General features: G+C 70.1%; 17 protein-coding genes and 1 pseudogene. 9 read left to right on the plus strand and 9 right to left on the minus strand.

All coding sequences use genetic code 11. The annotated features are described in order from the left end of the window. Positions 1 to 12: 12 nt before the first annotated feature. Together A3M1_RS0101405 and A3M1_RS0101410 are read left to right on the plus strand one after the other, a co-directional pair. A complete protein-coding gene (locus A3M1_RS0101405) occupies positions 13 to 1,119 on the plus strand; it encodes a sensor histidine kinase (RefSeq protein WP_018387161.1) in 1,107 nt (368 codons plus the stop codon). Next, the gene (locus A3M1_RS0101410) at positions 1,104 to 1,826 is read left to right on the plus strand and encodes a LytTR family DNA-binding domain-containing protein (RefSeq protein ID WP_018387162.1); all 723 of its coding nucleotides are present in this window, start codon (positions 1,104 to 1,106) and stop codon (positions 1,824 to 1,826) included. Before A3M1_RS0101405 ends, A3M1_RS0101410 begins: the two co-directional genes overlap by 16 nt. A 194-nt stretch (positions 1,827 to 2,020) precedes the next feature. Here A3M1_RS0101410 and A3M1_RS0101415 read toward each other — a convergent pair whose 3' ends face one another. The 5 genes from A3M1_RS0101415 to A3M1_RS0101435 all read right to left on the minus strand — a co-directional run bounded on the left by A3M1_RS0101415 (position 2,021) and on the right by A3M1_RS0101435 (position 5,252). Further along, positions 2,021 to 2,308: a GIY-YIG nuclease family protein gene (locus tag A3M1_RS0101415; protein ID WP_018387163.1), complete on the minus strand. Its 288-nt coding sequence runs from the start codon at positions 2,306 to 2,308 to the stop codon at positions 2,021 to 2,023. A 217-nt stretch (positions 2,309 to 2,525) separates the two neighbouring features. Next, a complete protein-coding gene (locus A3M1_RS0101420) occupies positions 2,526 to 3,737 on the minus strand; it encodes a CCA tRNA nucleotidyltransferase (protein WP_018387164.1) in 1,212 nt (403 codons plus the stop codon). Continuing rightward, entirely contained in the window at positions 3,734 to 3,994 is a 261-nt protein-coding gene (locus A3M1_RS0101425; protein WP_018387165.1) for a DUF6111 family protein, read from the minus strand. Before A3M1_RS0101425 ends, A3M1_RS0101420 begins: the two co-directional genes overlap by 4 nt. Next, the gene (locus tag A3M1_RS0101430; protein ID WP_018387166.1) at positions 3,994 to 4,668 is read right to left on the minus strand and encodes a CoA pyrophosphatase; all 675 of its coding nucleotides are present in this window, start codon (positions 4,666 to 4,668) and stop codon (positions 3,994 to 3,996) included. The genes A3M1_RS0101425 and A3M1_RS0101430 overlap by 1 nt, the downstream gene beginning before the upstream one ends. Beyond that, entirely contained in the window at positions 4,665 to 5,252 is a 588-nt protein-coding gene (locus A3M1_RS0101435; RefSeq protein WP_018387167.1) for a DUF1285 domain-containing protein, read from the minus strand. The genes A3M1_RS0101430 and A3M1_RS0101435 overlap by 4 nt, the downstream gene beginning before the upstream one ends. 259 nt (positions 5,253 to 5,511) lie before the next feature. Between A3M1_RS0101435 and A3M1_RS0101440 the strand changes: the two genes are divergently transcribed. The 5 genes and pseudogenes from A3M1_RS0101440 to A3M1_RS0101460 all read left to right on the plus strand — a co-directional run bounded on the left by A3M1_RS0101440 (position 5,512) and on the right by A3M1_RS0101460 (position 13,972). Beyond that, on the plus strand, positions 5,512 to 6,522 hold the full coding sequence (locus tag A3M1_RS0101440) for a MoxR family ATPase (RefSeq protein WP_018387168.1): 1,011 nt from the start codon (positions 5,512 to 5,514) through the stop codon (positions 6,520 to 6,522). Between the two features lie 78 nt (positions 6,523 to 6,600). Next, entirely contained in the window at positions 6,601 to 7,548 is a 948-nt protein-coding gene (locus A3M1_RS0101445) for a DUF58 domain-containing protein (RefSeq protein ID WP_018387169.1), read from the plus strand. Beyond that, positions 7,545 to 10,465 (plus strand): annotated as a pseudogene (locus A3M1_RS24855) (DUF4159 domain-containing protein). The gene A3M1_RS0101445 and the pseudogene A3M1_RS24855 overlap by 4 nt, the downstream one beginning before the upstream one ends. Positions 10,466 to 10,631: 166 nt before the next feature. Then, complete coding sequence (locus A3M1_RS0101455) at positions 10,632 to 12,704, plus strand: membrane protein (protein WP_018387170.1); 2,073 nt, start codon at positions 10,632 to 10,634, stop codon at positions 12,702 to 12,704. A gap of 269 nt (positions 12,705 to 12,973) precedes the next feature. Further along, on the plus strand, positions 12,974 to 13,972 hold the full coding sequence (locus A3M1_RS0101460) for an alpha/beta fold hydrolase (RefSeq protein ID WP_018387171.1): 999 nt from the start codon (positions 12,974 to 12,976) through the stop codon (positions 13,970 to 13,972). A 25-nt stretch (positions 13,973 to 13,997) separates the two neighbouring features. Here the strand turns inward: A3M1_RS0101460 and A3M1_RS0101465 are convergent, their stop codons facing one another. Continuing rightward, positions 13,998 to 14,540, minus strand: a complete 543-nt coding sequence (locus tag A3M1_RS0101465) for a GNAT family N-acetyltransferase (protein WP_018387172.1) — start codon at positions 14,538 to 14,540, stop codon at positions 13,998 to 14,000. A 244-nt stretch (positions 14,541 to 14,784) separates the two neighbouring features. Here A3M1_RS0101465 and A3M1_RS0101470 point away from each other — a divergent pair, with 244 nt between their 5' ends. Continuing rightward, complete coding sequence (locus tag A3M1_RS0101470) at positions 14,785 to 15,303, plus strand: GNAT family N-acetyltransferase (RefSeq protein WP_018387173.1); 519 nt, start codon at positions 14,785 to 14,787, stop codon at positions 15,301 to 15,303. 105 nt (positions 15,304 to 15,408) lie between these two features. Next, a complete protein-coding gene (locus A3M1_RS0101475; protein ID WP_018387174.1) occupies positions 15,409 to 16,377 on the plus strand; it encodes a glutathione S-transferase family protein in 969 nt (322 codons plus the stop codon). 10 nt (positions 16,378 to 16,387) lie between these two features. On the opposite strand, the gene A3M1_RS0101480 is transcribed toward A3M1_RS0101475, so the two are convergent. From A3M1_RS0101480 to mnmA, 3 genes are all read right to left on the minus strand, one after another. Then, positions 16,388 to 17,605 (minus strand): S9 family peptidase, encoded by a 1,218-nt coding sequence (locus A3M1_RS0101480; protein ID WP_018387175.1) that lies wholly within the window; start codon positions 17,603 to 17,605, stop codon positions 16,388 to 16,390. Between the two features lie 71 nt (positions 17,606 to 17,676). After that, on the minus strand, positions 17,677 to 18,360 hold the full coding sequence (locus tag A3M1_RS0101485) for a class I SAM-dependent methyltransferase (protein ID WP_018387176.1): 684 nt from the start codon (positions 18,358 to 18,360) through the stop codon (positions 17,677 to 17,679). Between the two features lie 55 nt (positions 18,361 to 18,415). Beyond that, positions 18,416 to 19,603: a tRNA 2-thiouridine(34) synthase MnmA gene (gene mnmA / locus A3M1_RS0101490; RefSeq protein WP_018387177.1), complete on the minus strand. Its 1,188-nt coding sequence runs from the start codon at positions 19,601 to 19,603 to the stop codon at positions 18,416 to 18,418. Positions 19,604 to 19,889 lie beyond the last annotated feature (286 nt).

Genomic DNA, 19,889 nt, shown 5'->3' on the forward strand with positions numbered 1-19,889 from the left:
GGAGCCCTTCAGGTGAGCACCCTGCCCCTGCCTATCGCTGCGCCCGGCGCGCGGTGGCGCCTTGGTTCCTTCGCCCGGATCCAGATCGCCGGCTGGGGCCTGTTCACCCTTGTCGATCTGGTGAACCGGCAGATCACCTATCAGGACCTCACCGCCGCGCTGTCGATGAGCGGGCTGGCTTTTCTCCTGCTTGTGGGCCTCTCGACGGTGCTCGGCCGCATCTATGACGGCGCCTTCGCCGGCGCGGTGCTCGGCCCGCGCATCTTCGGGGTGCTGGTGCTGTTCTCCAGCGCGGCCTCGGCGCTGGTGGTCGCGGCCACCATGCTGGCGCGCCAGCTTTTCGACTGGGCGATTCCGGACTGGGGGGCGCTGGAGGAGATCGCGCTGCCCTTCACCCATTACGCGGTGGCGCTGACCGGCTGGAGCCTCCTGTTCTTCTGGTTGCGCGCCGATCGCCAGCGCCAGGCCGCGCACGCCGCCGCGCTCACCGCCGAGACCCAGATGCTCGCGGCGAAGGCCGAGGCGCTCGCCGCCGAGATCCAGCACTTGCGGCTGCAGATCAACCCGCATTTCCTGTTCAACGCGCTGAACGGCATCGCCGAGGAAGTGCCCGAGCATCCCGATGCAGCGCTGGCGATGCTGCGCGATCTCACCGATTATCTCCGCCATGTCCTCGCCGGCATCCGCACGCCCATGGTGCCGGTGGAGGAGGAGGTCGCGGCGCTGCTGGCCTATCTCAGGATCCAGCAGGCGAGGTTCGGCGGCCGGCTGCGCGTGCGGGTGGAAATGGACCCGGCCATTGCCGGCCGGCGCCTTCCCAACAGCCTGCTCCAGCCGCTCGCCGAGAACGCCGTGGAGCATGGCGACCGCTCGCAGGTGCTGGAGCTTGCCGTCCATGTCGCGCTGGAGGGCGAGACCCTGCGCGTCGATCTCACCAATACCGGCCGGCTGGAGCCCGCCCATCGCCTGCGCGCCGGGCATGGGCTCGGCCTCGCCAATCTACGCCGCCGGCTTGACGTTCATTATCCCGGCCGGCACGCCTTCGATCTCCGGGAGATCGAGGGCGGACAGGTCGTCGCCACGCTGCGGATCGAGGGGGACATGTGCTCCGCGTCCTGATCGCCGATGACGAACCGCTGGCCCGCCGCGCTTTGCGCCGCCTGCTCGCCCCGCATGAAGATGTCGAGATTGTCGGCGAGGCCGACAGCGTCGCACAGGCGATGGAGCTGATCGCCCGTCTGCACCCCGACCTGATCCTGCTCGACATCGCGTTCAACGGCGCCGACGGTTTCGACCTGCTCACCGGCATGGCTGCTCCGCCCCGGGTGATTTTCGTCACCGCCTATGCGGAATATGCCGTCGATGCCTTCGCGGTGGAAGCGATCGACTATCTGCTCAAGCCCGTGGCGCAGCCCCGGCTCGACGCGGCGCTCGACCGGGCGCGCCGCCTCCTCGCGCCGCCGCCAAAGGAGCCCGCCACCCTCGAACTGCGGGCGCCCGGACGGCTGCTGCGCTGCGCGCCCGGCGATATTCTCGCCATCGAGGCGGAGGGCGATTTCAGCCGCGTGCACGTGACCGACCAGCCGCCGCTGATGATCCTGCGCAATATCGGGCATTTCGAGGCTCTGCTGCCCTGCCCGCCCTTCCTGCGCGCCGGCCGCTCCATCCTGGTCAATTGCGCCCGCGTCCGCAGTCTCGACATGCGCTCGCGCGACGAGGTCAGGCTCACCCTGGTCGGCAAGGCCGAGCCGATCACCCTCGGCCGCGCCGCGGCCGGCCGGCTGAAACAGGCGCTCGCCGCAAGGCTGCCTCCTGCCCGCGCGTGACCCGGGGGACCCGGCCTGTCCGCCCTCGCCCGAGATCAGCGTAGAGGTCCTTCCGTCGAGCCGACGCGCCCTCTGGGTGCCCGGGTCGAGCCCGGGCATGAGGGAGGGGGGATTGTGCCGCGCGAAACGCCCCGCCCCCATCCAACATCACCCTCATCCCCGGGCGTGACCCGGGGGACCCGGCCTGTCCGCCCTCACACGAGATCAGCGTAGAGGTCCCGCCAGTCGGGATTGTCGTGCTCGATAAGCGCGAGCTCCCAGCGACGGGGCCAATGCTTGATGTTCTTCTCGCGCTGGATCGCCGCCACGGCCGTGTCATGCGGCTCGGCGAAGACGAGGAGTTTCACCGCATAGCGATCGGTGAACCCGCCGAACAGCCCGGTGCGATGCTCATGCACGCGCTTGGGCAGGTCACGTGTCACGCCGACATACAGTGTGCCATTGCGCTGGCTGGCGAGGATGTAGACCCAGTGCGGACCCATTGCCCCCTTCTCTGTCCCCTCATCCCCGGGCTTGACCCGGGCACCCAGCCTTTTCGTCACCGCAGCACATCATCTCACATTCCGCCCATCGGTCCGGCCTGAAGTCTGGGTGCCCGGGTCGAGCCCGGGCATGAGGGAAAAATGGGGGGCCTTGGCCGAGCGCGAACGCGCCCCGTGCCGACCACGTCCCCTCATCCCCGGACACGAGGCACGGCCCTCAGCCCACCGCCGCCTCGACAATCCCCGCCAGCGCCGGCGCGTCCATCGGGAAGCCGGCCTCGATCCAGGCTTCCTCGGCCCGCTTCAGCGCCGCCCCCAACTCGGGGCCGGGGGCCATGCCGCGCTTGAGGAAATCGCCGGCCTTCAGCGGAAATGCCGGGATCGGCCAGTCGGCGGCGATCGCCGCCAGCGCGCGCCAGCCTTCATCGTCCAGCGGCGCGCCGGCGCGGGCGAAGGCGATCAGCGCCCGGTCCTGAAAAGCGTCGCGGCCCATGCGGTACAAAAATGCCTTCTGCCCCTTCTCGCACATGCCGGGCGTCGGCGCCGGGCCGGCGAGCGCCTCCAGCCGCGTGGCCTCGGCATTGGACAGCCGCAGCCCCGCGCGCAGCGCCTGTGCCTCGCTTGCCTCGCGCACCGTGAGCGCGCCGAGCCGGCGCACCGCGTCCGGGGCGAGGCCCAGCGCGGCTTCCACCTCGGCGAGGCGGACGAAGGCGGGCACGTCGCCCTCGCGCCCCAGAACCGGCGCCAGCAGGCCGGCCTGCTGCATCTGCGCCAGCGTCTCGGCCGCGCGGGGAGCGACGAGGAGCTTCATCAGTTCGGCCCGCACCCGCTCGCGCGAGAGCCGGTCCAGCCCCTCGCGGTTGCGGATGGCGGCTGCCAGCGCCGGCGGGTCGAGCGGGCCCCGGCCGAAGGCGGCGTGAAATCGGAACAGCCGCAGGATGCGTAAGTAGTCCTCGCGGATGCGGGTGTCGGCATCGCCGATGAAGCGCACGCACCCCGCCTTCGCGTCCGCCGCGCCATCGACGAGGTCGACCAGCTCGCCGGACCGGGTGAGGTAGAGCGCGTTCATGGTGAAGTCGCGCCGGCGCGCGTCCTGCGCCCAGCTGCGGCCGAAGACGACGCGGGCGCGCCGCCCGTCGGTCTCCACATCCTCGCGCAGCGTCGTCACTTCATAGGGCTCGCCATCGGCGATCACCGTCACCGTGCCGTGCTCGATGCCGGTCGGCACCGGCTTCAGCCCGGCGGCCTTCGCCCTCGCCGTCACCTCTTCCGGCAGGGCCGTGGTGGCGATGTCGATATCGGAGCGCAGCCCGCGCCCGATCAGCCAGTCGCGCACCGCCCCGCCGACGATGCGCGCTTCCTCGCCATCGCCATCCAGCGCGGCCAGCACGCGGGCAAGGCCGGGGCGGCCCTCAACGAGAGGGTTCATTCGATATGCCCCGGCACCATCACGCCGTCCTGCCAGGTCGGCGGCACATAGCGGCCGGTGGTCGGCCCGCGCGAAGAGGATTCCATCACCACGAGGCTGCCCGCCACCAGCAGCACGGCGATGATCGAGCAGACGATCATCGCCCGCAGCGACCAGCCGGAAAGCCAGGAATCGACCTTTCGGCCGTAGCGCAGATAGAGCGCGAAGGCGAGGAAGGGCAGGACGAACAGCGCCAGCTGGGCGAGAATGCGGGCCATCAGACGTAGATCCTCTCATAGAGGCTGCGCAGAATGCCCGCGGTGATGCCCCAGATGCGGCGCTTCTCAAAGGTCATGGCGTGGAAGGTCCGCACCATGCCGAGCCATTCGCGGCTCTCGCGCTGGTGGTTGCCGTCATTCATCAGGAAATCGAGCGGCACCTCGAAGGCCTCGTCCACCTCTCCCGGGTTCAGCGTCAGGCCGAAATCGGGCTGCACCAGCCCGACCACCGGAATGATGCGGTAGCCGGTGCGGGCGAGATAGGCGTCGAGATAGCCGAGCGGCGCGACAAGGCCGGGCGCCAGCCCCACCTCCTCCTGCGCCTCGCGCAGCGCCGTGCCGAGCGGGCCGTCATCTTCCGGATCGATCTTGCCGCCGGGAAAGGCGATCTGTGCCGCGTGGCTGGAGAGATGCGCCGAGCGCAGCGTCAGCAGCACGGTCGGCCGTTCGCGGGCGATGATCGGCACCAGCACCGCCGCACCGCGCACCGGGCGGGCATCGACCAGCGCGCGGAATTCCGGCGTCAGCTCATGGTCGCCGCGCACCGGGTCGCCATGGAGGTCCGGCACGGCGAGCAGGCGGGTGCGGGCACGGGCGAGGAAATCGCCGAGATCGAGCGGCGCCGCGTCGGTCGCGCCCGGCGTCGTCAGCACGTTGGCAGGCACGGCGTTCATCCCTCCTCCTTCGGCGTCCCGGCGGGCGCCAGGGCGAAAAACGCCCCGCCCGAGGCGACGCCGAACACGGGCCGCCCTTCTACCACGCGCTCCTCCGCCCGCTCGGCGAGATCGAGGAATACGGCCCGCGTCAGCCGCGCCCACAGGCCGCGACGCACATACAGATAGGGTCGCGGCTCGCCATCCGCCCGTGTTTCCACCCGCAGCGGATGGTCGCGGTCGCACGGCACGAGGTCGTCCAGATTGGTGCGGAAGACGAGGCGCGGCTCGCCGTCGCCCGGCTCCACCGCCATCTCGACGGCGAGGAAAGGCGCGTCCTCCACCGTGATGCCGAGCTTTTCCACCGGCGTCACCAGCACATGGCGCGTCCCCTCGGCCCGCAGCACCGAGGCGAACAGGCGCACCAGCGCCGGCCGGAGGATGGGCCGGCCCTCATGGTGCCACACCCCTTCGCGGTCGATCACGATGTCGATTTCGCCACAATCGGGCGGATTCCACCGCTCCAGCGGCGGCAGGGCCCGCTCCGCCCCGTTTCCCACCGCGCGCACCAATTCGTCAAATCGGCCGGAAACCGCTGAATTCATGAACCAATCCGTGTCACACAGCCGCAATCGCGCAGTCGTGATCCCCCGCCCGATAGTCGACGCGGTTGCAAGATAGCGTAAGCTCGGTCCTTCGGAAGCCCATGCCGGCACGCGAGTCCCGACCAGTGGAATTGCGGATGGTGCATTGCAATCGTATTGTTGCAACGCACAATGCCGGAGGACGGAAAAGACAGAACGTCTCGCGGCACGCCCGGCAGGGCGGTGTGGAGCGCGGGATTTGGGATTGCAGGAGCACGGCATGACGTCCGCCACCGGCGAGAATTTCGAATCCCTCGATGACATGATCATCCGCACGGCGGAATCCACCGCCGCCAATGTGCGCGCCGCCCGTGCCGGCATCGGCGCGGTCATTTTCGGCCAGGAGGCGGTGGTGGAGCGCACGCTCATCACCCTGCTGTCCGGCGGCCACGGCCTCTTGGTCGGCGTGCCCGGCCTCGCCAAGACCAAGCTGGTGGAAACGCTCGGCGTGGTGCTGGGTCTCGACGCCCGCCGCGTGCAGTTCACCCCCGACCTCATGCCCTCCGACATTCTCGGCGCCGAGGTGCTGGAGGAAAGCGCGGGCGGGCGCCGCTCCTTCCGCTTCATTCCCGGCCCGGTCTTCGCCCAGCTATTGATGGCGGACGAGATCAACCGCGCCTCGCCCCGCACCCAGTCGGCGCTGCTGCAGTCGATGCAGGAAGGCCATGTCACCGTCGCCGGCGTGCGCCATGATCTGCCCAAGCCGTTCCACGTGCTGGCGACGCAGAACCCGCTGGAGCAGGAGGGCACCTATCCGCTGCCCGAAGCCCAGCTCGACCGCTTCCTGATGGAAATCGACGTCGATTACCCCGACCGCGATTCCGAGCGGAAAATCCTGTTCGACACCACAAGCGCTGAGGAAACCAAGCCGCGCGCGGTGATGAACGCGGAAGAGCTCGCCGCCGCTCAGCGTCTGGTGCGCCGCCTGCCGGTGGGCGAATCCGTGGTCGAGGCCATCCTCACCCTCGTCCGCTCCGCCCGTCCGGGCTCGGAGGCCGGCGATCTCTCCAAGTTCATCTCCTGGGGCCCCGGCCCGCGCGCCTCGCAATCGCTGATGCTCGCGGTGCGCGCCCGCGCGCTGCTGGACGGGCGCTATGCCCCCTCGATCGACGACGTGGTGGCGCTGGCCGAGCCGATCCTCAAGCACCGCATGGCGCTCACCTTCGCCGCCCGCGCCGATGGCGAGACGGTGCCGGGGGTGATCGCCAAGCTGGCCAAGCGCATCGGCTGAACCTGTTTAACCGCGGCGCGAGCCGCAGACCATTACCCGCGGCATACGCCGCCAACCGTGTGACGGAGACCTGACCGGGTGGAGTTCGAGGCCGATACCGCCGTGCGAAGCGCCGCGCAGGATGCCGCCGGCCTCATCGCCGCCATGCCGCGGCTGGTGCTGGAGGCGCGCCGCATCGCGGCCAGCGTCTATCACGGCCTGCACGGGCGCCGCCGCGCCGGCACCGGCGAGAATTTCTGGCAGTACCGCCGCTTCAACGATGGCGAGCCGTCGAACCGTGTCGACTGGCGCCGCTCCGCCCGCGACGATCATCTGTATGTGCGCGAGCGTGAATGGGAGGCCGCCCACACGGTGTGGATCTGGCCGGACCTTTCGGCCTCCATGGTGTTCGCCTCGCCTTTGGTGTGGGAGACCAAGCGCGACCGGGCGCTGGTGCTGGCCTTTGCCCTTGCTGAACTGCTCGTGCGCGGCGGTGAGCGCGTCGGCATTCCCGGCGTCATGAACCCGTCCGCCTCGCGCCGCATCGTCGAGAAGATGGCGGAATCGCTCATCCACGCCGCAAGCCTGCCGCAGAGCCTGCCGCCCGCCTTCGCGCCCTCGCCGCTGGCCGAGGTGGTGCTGCTTGGCGACCTGTGGAGCCCGACGCGGGAGGTGGTGACGAGCCTTGCCGGCCTCGCCTCGTCCGGCGCGCATGGCCATGTGGTGCAGGTCTGCGATCCGGCGGAAGAAACCTTCCCCTATTCCGGCCGGGTCGAGTTCCGCGAGCCGGAAAGCGGCGCGACGCTGACCATCGGCCGCGCCGAGACGGTGCGGGCGGACTATGTCGCCCGCGTCGCCACCCATCGCGAGGCCATCCGCCGCGAGGCCGAGCGCCGCACCTGGAGCTTCCTCGTCCACCGCACCGACCGGCCGGCCAGCGAAGTGCTGCTGGCGCTGCATGCGCGCATGAGCGGGGGCCATGGCGCCGTGCCGCCCCGCGAGGGCGCCGCCGTCGACGGTGCCGACCAGACGGGACACGCGGCATGAACCTGTTCGGGCTGCCCCTCGCCTTCGCCACCCCGCTGCTGCTGACCGCGCTCGCCGCCCTGCCGCTGCTGTGGTTCCTGCTGCGCCTGGTACCGCCGCGCCCGCGCAAGATCGCCTTCGCGCCGATGCGCCTCCTGCTCGACATTCCGCCGAAGGAGGAAACCCCGGCCCGCACGCCGTGGTGGCTCACCGTGCTGCGGCTGCTGTTGGCGGCCATCATCATTCTCGCCGCCGCCGGCCCGATCTGGAATCCGCCGGTCGCCGGCCCGGCCTCTTCAGGCCCGGTGGCGCTGCTGATCGATTCCGGCTGGCCGGCCGCCGCGGGCTGGGCCCCCCCCGCCGCGCCAGCGCCGAGGGCGTGGTCGCCGATGCCGATCTCGAAGGGCGCGGAATCATCCTCATTCCCACCGGCGAGCCGCCGCTGGAACCGCGCGTAATGGCGCCGAACGAGGCGCGCGAGCGCCTGCGCACCCTTTCCCCCGTGCCCTTCGTGCCCGACCGCGCCGCCGCCTTCGCCAGCCTCGGCAAGGCGCTGGCCGCCGCCCCGCAGGCGAGCGTGATCTATCTCTCCGATGGCGTGGCGCTTGACGGCCCCGGCGCCGCCCCGGCCGAGCTGCTGGCCATCACAGGCAATCGCCCGCTGACCACGCTGGTCGACGGGGTGAACGAGCCGCTGGCGCTGGCCGGCGCCGACAATGCGGTGGATGCGCTCACCGTGAAGGTGCTGCGCGCCGACCGCCAGACCGTGCCGCGCGCCGGCGTGGTGCGCGCATTCGACATGCGCGGCCTGCCGCTCGGCGAGGCGCCCTTCGCCTTCGAGCCCGGCGCCACCGAGAGCGAGGCGCGCTTCGACCTGCCGGTGGAGATCCGCAACGAGGTCGCCCGGCTCGACATACGCGACGAGGCCTCCGCCGGCGCGGTGCAGCTGCTCGACAAGCGCTGGCGCCGCCGCGCGGTGGGCGTCGTCTCCGGCGTCGCCGCCGACCAGCGCCAGCCTCTGCTCGCGCCCTCCTATTACCTCACCCGCGCGCTCGCCCCTTTCGCCGATATCCGCGCCGCCGAGGGCGCCTCCACCGCCGAGGCGGTGGACCGCTTCATCGAGCAGAAGCTGCCGGTCATCATCCTCTCCGATGTCGGCACGCTGCCGCCGGAAACGCAGGCCCGCCTGTCACGCTGGGTCGAGGGCGGCGGCGTGCTCATCCGCTTCGCCGGCCCCCGCCTCGCCAATGGCTCGGACGAGCTTGTCCCCGTCACGCTGCGGCGCGGCGGCCGGGTGCTCGGCGGCTCGCTGTCCTGGGAACAGCCGCAATCGCTCGGCGGCTTTTCCACTGAGGGCCCGTTCCGCGACGTGCCGGTGCCGGACGACATCACCGTCAACCGGCAGGTGCTGGCCGAGCCGGACGGGCTGCTCGGCGCCCGCACCTGGGCCACCCTTTCCGACGGCACGCCCCTCGTCACCGGCGAGCGGCGCGGCGCCGGCACGCTGGCGCTGTTCCATGTCACCGCCGACACCTCCTGGTCGAACCTGCCGATCTCGGGCGCCTTCGTCGAGATGCTGCGCCGGGTGGTGGCGCTCGGCGGCTCCACCGCCAGCGAGGTGGCGGTGGACGCGGCCGGCGGGCCGGTGCTGAACGGCGAGACGCTCGCGCCCACCCGCCTGCTCGACGGCTTCGGCGCCTTCCGCCCCAGCATGCCGACCGCCAAGGCGATCCCCGTCGGCTATCGCGGCCGCGCCATCGCCGACCATCCGCCCGGCTTCTACGGCCCGCCGGACGGGCTGGTGGCGGTCAACGCCCTGCTGCCGCGCGACACGCTGGTGCCGCTCGATCTCTCAAGCCTTGGCCGGCTGGAGCCCTACCGCGACAGCACCCCGCGCGACCTGCGCGCCCCGCTGCTGGTGGCGCTGCTCGCCCTGCTGCTGGTCGATGCGCTGATCGTGTTCCTGCTCGCCGGCGGCGTCTCCCGCCTCACCGCCCGCCGGGCGGCCAAGGGCGCCACCGGCGGGGCTGCCGCCCTCCTGCTGGCGCTCGGCCTCGCCGCCCTGCTGCCGCCGGGCGCGCAGGCCCAGCCCCAAAAGCTGACGCAACCGCTCGCCCAAAGCGCGCCGGCCACCACCGCGCCGGCCACCGCCGCCGTGCCAGACAAGCCGATGACGCAGAGCGAGATCGACTTCGCCATCCAGGCCACCAATTCCACCCGCCTCGCCTATGTCGTGACCGGCGATGCCGAGACCGACGCCATCAGCCGCGCCGGGCTGAAGGGGCTGACTGACTTTCTCGGCGAGCGCACGGCGCTGGAGGCCGGCGAGCCGATGGGCGTCAACCTCGCCACCGACGAACTCTCCTTCTTCCCGCTGATCTACTGGCCGATCGTCCCCGGCAGCGAGCGCCCGAGCGCGCAGACGCTGGCCCGTGTCGACGCTTTCATGAAGCAGGGCGGCACCGTCATCTTCGACACCCGCGACGCCGAAACCACCCTGCCCGGCTCCAATGGCGCCGGCTCGCCGGCCAACGCGACGCTGCGCGCCATACTCGAAGGCCTCGACATTCCCGAGCTGGAGCCGGTGCCGCGCGACCACGTGCTCACCAAGGCGTTCTTCCTGCTGCGCGATTTCCCCGGCCGCTTCACCGGCGGCACCACCTGGGTGGAGGCGCTGCCGGCCGCCGACGAGGCGGAGGAACGCCCCGCCCGCGCCGGCGACGGCGTCTCGCCCGTGGTCATCACCTCGAACGACCTCGCCGGCGCCTGGGCGCTGGACGATGTCGGCCAGCCCATGCTGCCGGTCTCCGATGGCGGCCCGCGCCAGCGCGAACTCGCCTTCCGCGCCGGCGCCAACCTCGTGATGTATGTGCTCACCGGCAACTACAAGGCCGACCAGGTGCATGTGCCGGCGCTGCTGGAAAGGCTGGGCCAGTGAGTTGTTCTCAGGTCATCCGGCCCACCTGCCTCTTCCCGTCGGGGAGAGGTGGCCCGCGCAGCGGGTCGGTGAGGGGCGACGACGCGGCCGGTGGGCGTAGCCCCCTCTCCCCATCCCTCTCCCCCGCGGGGAGAGGGGGTAACACCCGCGCCGACGGATGCCTCCCATGAATCTCGGCCTCGCTTTCGATCCGCTGATCCCGCTGCCCTGGCTGATCGCCGCGGCGGTGATCGCCAGCGCGGTGGCGCTTTTGGTGATCGTCTCGCGCACCCGTGGCTCGCTGCTGCGGGCGCTGGCGATCACGCTGGCCGTGCTGGCGCTGGCTAACCCTTCCCTCACCCGCGAGGAGCGCGAGCCGCTCTCCACCGTGGTCGCCGTCGTCGTCGACCAGAGCGCCAGCCAGGATTTCGGCGAGCGCACGCAGATGACTCAGGCCGCCCGCGCCGAGCTCGACACCCGCCTCGCCCGGCTGAAGGAACAGGGCGCCGAAATCCGCTTCATCGACGCCGGCGGCGGCGCCGGCGAGGTGGACGGCACCCGCCTGTTCACCGCCCTTTCCGCTGGCCTCGCCGATGTGCCGCCCGAGCGGGTGGCCGGCGCCATCTTCCTCACCGACGGGCGGGTGCACGACATCCCCGCCACCATCGCCGCGCTCGGCTTCCACGCGCCGGTGCACGCCATCATTTCCGGCCAGGAGGGCGAGCGCGACCGCCGCGTGGCGCTCACCTCCACCCCGCGCTTCGGCATTGTCGGGCAGAACCAGACCATCGGCTACAAGGTCGAGGATGAGGGCGCGCCCGCAGGCGCGCGGGTTTCCGTCACCGTGCGCCGCGATGGCGAGGTGGTGGCCCGCCCCATCGTCACATCAGGCCAGCCGGCCGAGATCGAGGTCGAGATCACCCATGCGGGGGCCAACATCGTCGAGATCGAGGCCGCCGGCCTTGAGGGCGAGCTGACCGCCGTCAACAACCGCGCCGCCGTCTCCATCGACGGGGTGCGCGACAAGCTGCGGGTGCTGCTGGTGTCAGGCGAGCCGCATGTGGGCGAGCGCACCTGGCGCAACCTGTTGAAATCAGACGCCAATGTCGACCTCGTCCATTTCACCATCCTGCGCCCGCCGGAAAAGCAGGACGGCACGCCGATCAATGAATTGTCGCTGATCGCCTTCCCCACCCGCGAGCTGTTCCAGCAGAAGATCAAGGAATTCGATCTGATCATCTTCGACCGCTACGCCCAGCAGGGCGTGCTGCCGATGATCTATTTCGACAATATCGTGCGCTATGTGGAGGAAGGCGGCGCGCTGCTGGTCGCCGCCGGCACCGATTATATCTCCGACGGCTCGGTCTATTACACCCCGCTGGATTCCATCCTGCCCGCCGGCCCCACCGGGCAGATGACCGAAACACCCTATCGCCCGCTGCTCACCGAGGCCGGCCAGCGCCACCCCGTCACCCGCGCCTTGCCGGGCTCGGAGAGCGACCCGCCGGCCTGGTCGCGCTTCTTCCGCCTGGTCGATACCGATGTCGCGCGCGGCACCAGCGTGATGGACGGGCCGAACGGCAAGCCCGTCGTGCTGCTCGACCGCGTCGGCGAAGGCCGGGTGGCGCTGCTGCTGTCCGATCATTTCTGGCTGTGGGCGCGCGGCTATGAGGGCGGCGGGCCGCATATCGATCTGCTGCGCCGGCTGTCGCACTGGCTGATGAAGGAGCCGGACCTGGAGGAGGAGCGCCTGCGCATGGTCGCCCAGGGCGGCGATCTCATGGTCGAGCGCCAGACCATGGGCGACAGCGCCCCGCCTGTCACCATCACCACTCCCACCGGCGCCACGCGGCGGGTGACGCTGGAGCCCGCCGCGCCCGGGCTGTTCCGCGTCAGCTTCCCCGCCGACATGCTCGGCCTGTGGCGCGCCACCGACGGCACCCACACCGCGCTGGTCAATGTCGGCCCGCTCAACCCGCGCGAATTCGCCGAGGTGACGTCGACGACGCAGGCGCTGCGCCCGACCGTCGAGGCGACAGGCGGCGGCGTCTGGCGCATGGCGGACCTCGCCGGCTTTGTGCCGCGCGTCATCGCCGTGCGCTCGGGCGAGCGCTTCGCCGGCGAGGACTGGATGGGCCTTGCCATGCGGGAGGTGTCTGTCGTGCGCGGGCTCGGCCTGTTCCCGCTCTTCGCCGGCCTGTCCGGCCTGCTGATCCTGCTCGCCGGCGTCGCCGCCGCCTGGGCCCGCGAGGGCCGGTAAGCCCTCTCCCAGGGCGCGAGGGGCGGTGAGCCCCTCCCGCCCGTGTGACTTCCCGCCCTTGTGACTGGGCCGGGGCAGCGCGCGCCCTAATGTCAGGCGTCCCATCCTCCCTCAGGACCGGGCTTGACCCGGCCACCCCGACTTTGCCGCTGCCAAGACTTTGCCGCTGCCAAGACTTTGCCGCTGCCAAGACTTTGCCGCTGCCAAGACTTTGCCGCTGCCAAGACCTGCGGCGAAGCCTCGGGAGCCTGACCAGGAGATCCCACCGCGTGAATCCCGTCCGCCTGTGCCTGTCCGCCGCGCTTGTCAGCCTGAGCACGCTCGCCCTCGCCGACACTCCCCCGACCTATGGCCCGCAGCTGGAAGGCTTCGCCTATCCGTTCGAGGTGAAGCGCTTTGACCTCGCCTCGCAGGGCAAGGCGCTGAGCATGGCCTATATGGACGTGGCGCCGACCACCACACCCAACGGGCGCACCGTCGTGCTGCTGCACGGCAAGAATTTCTGCGGCGCGACCTGGGAAGACACGATCCGGGCACTGGCCGGCGCCGGCTACCGCGTGATCGCCCCCGACCAGATCGGCTTCTGCGCCTCCTCGAAGCCGGAGGGCTACCAGTTCAGCCTGAATCAGCTGGCCGACAACACCCATCAGCTGCTCGCCGCGCTCGGCATCGAGAAGGCTGCGATCATGGGCCATTCCATGGGCGGCATGCTGGCGGCGCGCTACGCCCTCGCCTTTCCCACCGCGACGGAAAAGCTGGTTCTGGTCAATCCGATCGGGCTGGAGGACTGGCAGGCCAAGGGCGTGCCCTATGCCACGATCGACCAGCTCTACCAGAACGAGCTGAAAACGAGCTTCGAGCGCATCAAGGCCTACCAGCTGAAATTCTACTATAACGGCCAGTGGAAGCCGAAGTACGACCGCTGGGTCGCCATGTCGGCCGGGCTCGCCGGCGGGCCGGGCAAGGAAATCGTCGCCTGGAACCAGGCGCAGACCTCCGACATGATCTTCACCCAGCCGGTGGTGCACGAATTCGGCAACATCGCCGTGCCGACGCTGCTGTTCATCGGCACCAATGACAAGACCGCCCCCGGCGCCAACCGCGCGTCAAAGGAAGTGGCGCAGTCGCTCGGCAACTACGCGGAACTCGGCAAGCAGACCGCGAAGGCCATCCCCGGCGCCCGGCTGATCGAGTTCGACGGCCTCGGCCATTCGCCGCAGGTCGAGGCGCCGGAGGCGTTCCACAAGGCGCTGCTCGGCGCCTTGTGAGGCGCGGACCGCGTCGCCGGCTGCGCTACGCGCTTTCCTGAACCGCCGCCGGGGCGAAGGCCCTGCGCACCGGCCCGCGCACGGCGTCCATCGGCGTGGCGTCGAGCGGGCACACCAGCACGCGGGCGGGGTCCACCGGGCCGGGCAGGCTCACCTGCCCGCGCGGCACGCGCTGGAAGCCCATGCGGCCATAATAGGGCTCGTCGCCCACCAGCAGCACCAGCCGCGCCGCGCCTTCGCCCTGCGCCAGCGCCTTCGCCGCCTCCAGCGCCCGCTCCACCAGCCGCCGGCCGATGCCGTGCGAGCGGAAGGGCGGCTCCACGGTCAGCGGGCCGAGCAGCAGCGCGGGAACCGTGCCGATAAGGATCGGCGTCATCCGCACCGAGCCGACCAGCATGGTGCCGATAGAGGCGGTGAAGGAAAGGTCGTGCCGGTGCGGGTTGTTCTCGCGCAGCCGGAAGGCGGTGCGGGCATAGCGGCCGGGGCCGAAGGTGCGGGCGATCAGCCGCTCGATGGCGGCATCGTCGGCGGGCGTCTCGGGAAGCAGGGAAATGGAAAGCTCGGTCATCGGGTTTCTCGGCGCTCAGGGTCGGCAGGCCGCCGCACCGAGCCACCGCGCATCACGGCTCTCAGCGGGCAGCAACGGGCAGGCACGCGCGCCTGCTGGCGCGGCGGGCTCGCTCGTCTCGTCGTCGCTGGGCCGGCAACCGGAACATCGGGCTTTCCTCGATCGGACGCGCCCGATAGCACGGACGGCGCGCGAGGTCGAGCGTTGCCGGGCCCGCGCCGGATGGATTAGCCTCAGCACCATCATGACCGCGCCCGACATCCGCCTCCTCTCCGCCGACCCCGCCACCATCGACGCCCTCGCCGCCCTGCTCATCGAGACGGTGGCCGGCGGCGGCTCGGTCGGCTTCATGCACCCGCTGGCGCCTGAAAAGGCCCGCGCCTTCGCCCGCGCCAGCCTGGCGGCGGCCGCACGCGGCCAGCGGCTGGTGCTCGGCGCCTTCATCGACGGCGCGCTCGCCAGCACGGTGACGCTGGTTCTCGCCCTGCCGGAGAACCAGCCGCACCGCGCCGAGATCGCCAAGATGATGACCCACCCGGCTTTTCGCGGCCGTGGCCTTGCCCGCGCGCTGCTCATCGAGGCCGAGCGGCAGGCGGTGGCGCAGGGGCGCACAATGCTGGTGCTCGACACCGCCGAAGAAGAGGGTGCCGCCGGCCTTTATGAGAAGCACGGCTTCCAGCCCGCCGGCCGCCTGCCCGATTACGCGCTGAAGCCGCAGGGCGGGCTCACCGCGACGCTGCTCTATTTCAAGCGGATCGGCTGAGCCCACAGGGCATCCGCGCAAGACCACCCTGCCCGGTGTGCAAACGGGAAAACTGGCCAGCCGCCCGCCGCGCCCTATTGTCAGGGGCACACAGGGAGAGCGCGCATGGGACTGCTGGTCGACGGCCAATGGGTCGACAAATGGTACGACACCAAGAGCACGGGCGGGCGCTTCGAGCGCACCGTGACGCGCTTCCGCAACTGGATCACCGCTGACGGCGCGCCCGGCCCTTCCGGCGAGGGCGGCTTTCCCGCCGAGGCCGGGCGCTATCACCTCTATGTCTCGCTCGCCTGCCCCTGGGCCCACCGCACCCTCATCATGCGGGCGCTGAAGGGTCTGGAGGAGGTTATCTCCGTCTCGGTGGTCGACCCGTTCATGGGCGCGGAAGGCTGGGTGTTCGCCGACCATGCCGAGCGCCGTAGCGAAGGCGCCACCACCGATGGCGTGCTCGGCAAGCAGCGGCTTTATGAGGTCTACCTCGCCGCCGACCCCGCCTTTTCCGGCCGCGTCACCGTGCCGGTGCTGTGGGACAAGACGCGCGGCACCATTGTGAGCAACGAGTCGGCGGAGATCATCCGCATGCTCAACTCGGCCTTCGCCGCCTTCACGGACGACCGGCACGACTACTACCCGCCCGCCCTCGCCGGCGAGATCGACGCGCTGAACGCCCGGGTCTATGACGCGGTGAATAACGGCGTCTACAAGGCCGGCTTCGCCACCACGCAGGACGCCTATGAGGAGGCCGTCACCGCCCTGTTCAAGGAGCTGGACGCGCTGGAAGCTCGCCTTGAGGGCCGCGACTGGCTGCTGGGCGAGGCGCTGACCGAGGCCGATATCCGCCTGTTCACCACGCTGATCCGCTTCGATCCGGTCTATGTCGGCCACTTCAAGTGCAACATCCGCCGGATTTTCGACTACCCGAACCTGTCGCGCTTCGTGAAGGCGTTTTACGCGCTGCCGGGGGTCGCCGGCACGGTGAACCTCACCCACATCAAGCGGCACTATTACGAGAGCCACAAAACCATCAACCCGACCGCGGTGGTGCCGGTGGGGCCGGAGGTTTGGTGGGAGTGAGGACCCCCCCTCACTTCCCGTCGAACCACGCCTTCCACTGCGGCACGGCGGTGGCGAAGGTGCCGCGATGGGTGGTCTTGCCGGTGGAGATCGCCTCCACCTGCATGTTGCCGGCGCCCATCGCCCGCTGATAGGTCTGCGCCAGCTGGCCGAGGCCGGTGCTGATCACCTCGTCGGTCTCGCCATAATAGTTGCGCACCGGCGTCTTGATCACCCAGCGATAGGCATTGGTGGCCAGCGCGATCCGGCCATAGGCCGAGTTGGCGAAGTATTGCGGATCGAAATAGGCCGGCCGGATCAGCGTGGTGATGTCGGTCGGAATGTCGGCGACATTGAACGTCTCGCGCATATAGGCCTTGCGCGTCACCTCGTAATATTCATCGGCGATCAGCGCCCGCGCCAGCCCGGGCAGGCCGTAATAATTCTCGTAGGAAAACGCCGAGAGGATGAACAGCGACATCACCCAGGTGGCGTCCAGCGGGCGGGGAAAGTCGAGAAAGCCGCTCAGCGCCACATAGACATCGACCGGCGCGCTGGCGGTGGCTGCCGCATTCACCGCGATGCCGTCGGCCTCCAGCTTCTCCAGCAGCGCCATGGTGACGAAGCCGCCCTGCGACCAGCCGGCGAGGAACAGCTTCGGGCTGGCGAGCTTCATCGCCTCAAGCACGCTGCGGCTCGCCGTCAGCAGGTCGGCGGTCGCCTGCTGCTGGCTGGCCTTCACCATGTAGCCTTCCGGCTCGGTGGAAAGGCCGAGCCCGAAATAATCGGCGCCGACAACGATATAGCCCTGCCCGGCGAACTGGGCCACCATCAGCGCCGTCTCGCTCGACTGGGCGATGAAGGACGGCACCTCCTGTTTCCCGTACACCGTGCCGTGCTGGTAGGAGACCATCGGGAAGGATGTGCCCGGCAGGTCAGGCACGGCCAGCAGGCCGGTGGTCACGGTCGGCCGGTTGCCGCGCTCGGGAATGACGCTGGGATAGGTGACGCGGTAGAGCCTCGCGCCGTTGCGCGCCGGGGTATAGGCGACCGGAATGCCGGCAAAGGCCGGCGTCTCGGTGGTCAGCACCTTGTTGAGGCGCGCGACATCCCAGGTCTCGAGATATTCGTAGCTCACCCCGCCCGCCACGGCGACGGCGCCGCCTTGCTGCGCCCGCGCCGGCAAAGCGGACGCGAGCAGGAGGAGGGAAAGGCTGGCGCGGGTGGCAAGGCGGGACAGGAAGGCCATGATCTGCCGAAGCTGGGGGTGACGGGGCGCCGCCAGCCTCGGCGATCGCGCGCCCCAGCGCAATACCGCCCTCAGCCGGCCAGCGCCACGCTCTCGCTCATGGCGGCGATTTCCGCCTCGGTGCGCTTGCGGAAGCGCACCATGGTGTACATGCCGAGCGCCACGTCGCGCTTGACCGGCAAATCCACCGTGCCATTGCGCACCGCCCAATTGTGCAGCCGGGCGAACTGGAATTCCGGCCGCCAGCCCAGCTTGCGGGCGCGGCGGGCGAACCAGCGCTCGAACACGGCGCGCGGGCCGTCCTCGGCGCCGAGATGGTTGACCAGGATGATCTCGCCGCCGGGCTTCAGCACGCGGGCCATCTCGTCCAGCGTCTCTTCCGGGTGCGGCACCACGGTGATGACGAACTGCGCCATCACCACATCGAAGGAATTATCGGCGAAGCCCATATGGGCGCCGTCCATCAGGCAGAGCCCCTCGACATGGGTCAGGTTCTCCTTTGCCACCTTCTCATGCGCCTTGCGCAGCATCGGCTCGGAAATATCGACCCCGACCAGACGATTGGTGCGCTTATAGGCCGGCAGCGCGAAGCCGGTGCCGACGCCGAAATCGAGGATGCGCCCGCCGATCCGCTCCGCCGCCCGCAGCGCCGCCTTGCGGCCGGGCTCGAACACGGCGCCGAACACGATGTCGTAGATCGGGGCCCAGCCGGCATAAGCCTCTTGAACCGTGGCGTGATCGAGATCGGTCTTCATGCAGTTCCCCTTGCACAATGCCGGGCCGGCGCCCGTTCCCCTACGTAACGCCGACTCACGCCGAACGTGCCATCATCTCCACGTTAGGTGTCAAAGCGGTGAACGGCGCCGCCGAACGGCGGATCACCCCGCCGCCGAGCATGCGCGTGCCGGCTTCGCCATCGGCGTAGAACACGCAGGCCTGCCCCGGCGCCACGCCCTCCTCGATGCCGTGCAGCCGCACCTCCACCCCGCCACCCTCGGCCGGGGCGAGATGGCCCGGCACCGGGGCGCGGGCCGAGCGCACCTTCACATAAAGCTCGCGCTCGCGGGCGGCGGCATCCTCCAGCGTTTCCTCGCCGAGCCAGTTCACCTCGTCGATGCGGATGGCGGAGACGCCGAGCGCGCTGCGCGGGCCGACCACCACGCGCCGCTGCGCCGCATTGATGCCGACGACATAGAGCGGCTCGGCGGCGGCGATGCCCAGCCCCTTGCGCTGGCCGATGGTGAACCGCATCACCCCGGCATGCCGGCCCAGCACCCGCCCGTCGAGATGCACGATCTCGCCCGGCTCGGCCGCCTCGGGGCGCAGCTTCTCGACAATGGCCGTGTAGTGCCCATTGGGCACGAAGCAGATGTCCTGGCTGTCCGGCTTGTCCGCCACTTTCAGCCCGAAGCTCTCGGCCAGCGCCCGCACCTGCGGCTTGGTGGTCTCGCCGAGCGGAAAGCGCAGCATGTCGATCTGCGCCTGGGTGGTGGCGTAGAGGAAATAGCTCTGGTCCCGGCTCTCGTCGAGCGGGCGGAACAGCCCGCGCCGGCCGCCTTCCAGCGCGCGGCTGGCGACATAATGGCCGGTGGCGAGAATATCGGCGCCGAGGTCGCGCGCGGTCTCCAGCAAATCGCGGAACTTCACCGTGCGATTGCAATCGACGCAGGGAATGGGCGTCTCGCCGGCGGCATAGGCATCGGCGAAGCGCTCGATCACCGCATGGCGGAAGCGGCTTTCATAATCGAGCACGTAATGGGGAATGCCGAGCTTCTCGGCCACGGTGCGGGCGTCATAAATGTCCTGGCCGGCGCAGCAGGCGCCGGGGCGGTGGTGCATCGCCTCGCCATGGTCGTAGAGCTGCAGCGTCACGCCCACCACATCATAGCCGGCCTGCGCGTAGAGCGCGGCGACGACGGAGGAATCCACGCCGCCCGACATCGCGACCACGACGCGCGTCTGGCTGGGGGGGCGGTCGTTGTCGTCGAGACGGATCATGGGCGTCGGCTTGCGAAACGGCGTGAGGGCGGGCGCGGCGCGAAAAAAACGACGCGATGTCTTCCCTATATAGGCCACCGCGGCGATTTCATGAACCCTGCCCGGCAGCGCCCGCCCCGCGTGGTAACACTTTCCTCCCCGGCGTGGCCCGGCGCCATTGCCGTTGCGGCATTAAAAGTAAACAAAGTCCTTCGCAAATATTAACGAAGCAGCAAACACTTAGCTCTCACCGACACGTGATTCGCTTAGGAGAATATTTAAATCTCCAGCGCTATGCTTACGGCAT

This window comes from Ancylobacter sp. FA202 (genome assembly GCF_000380205.1).
Classification (GTDB): Bacteria; Pseudomonadota; Alphaproteobacteria; order Rhizobiales; family Xanthobacteraceae; genus Ancylobacter.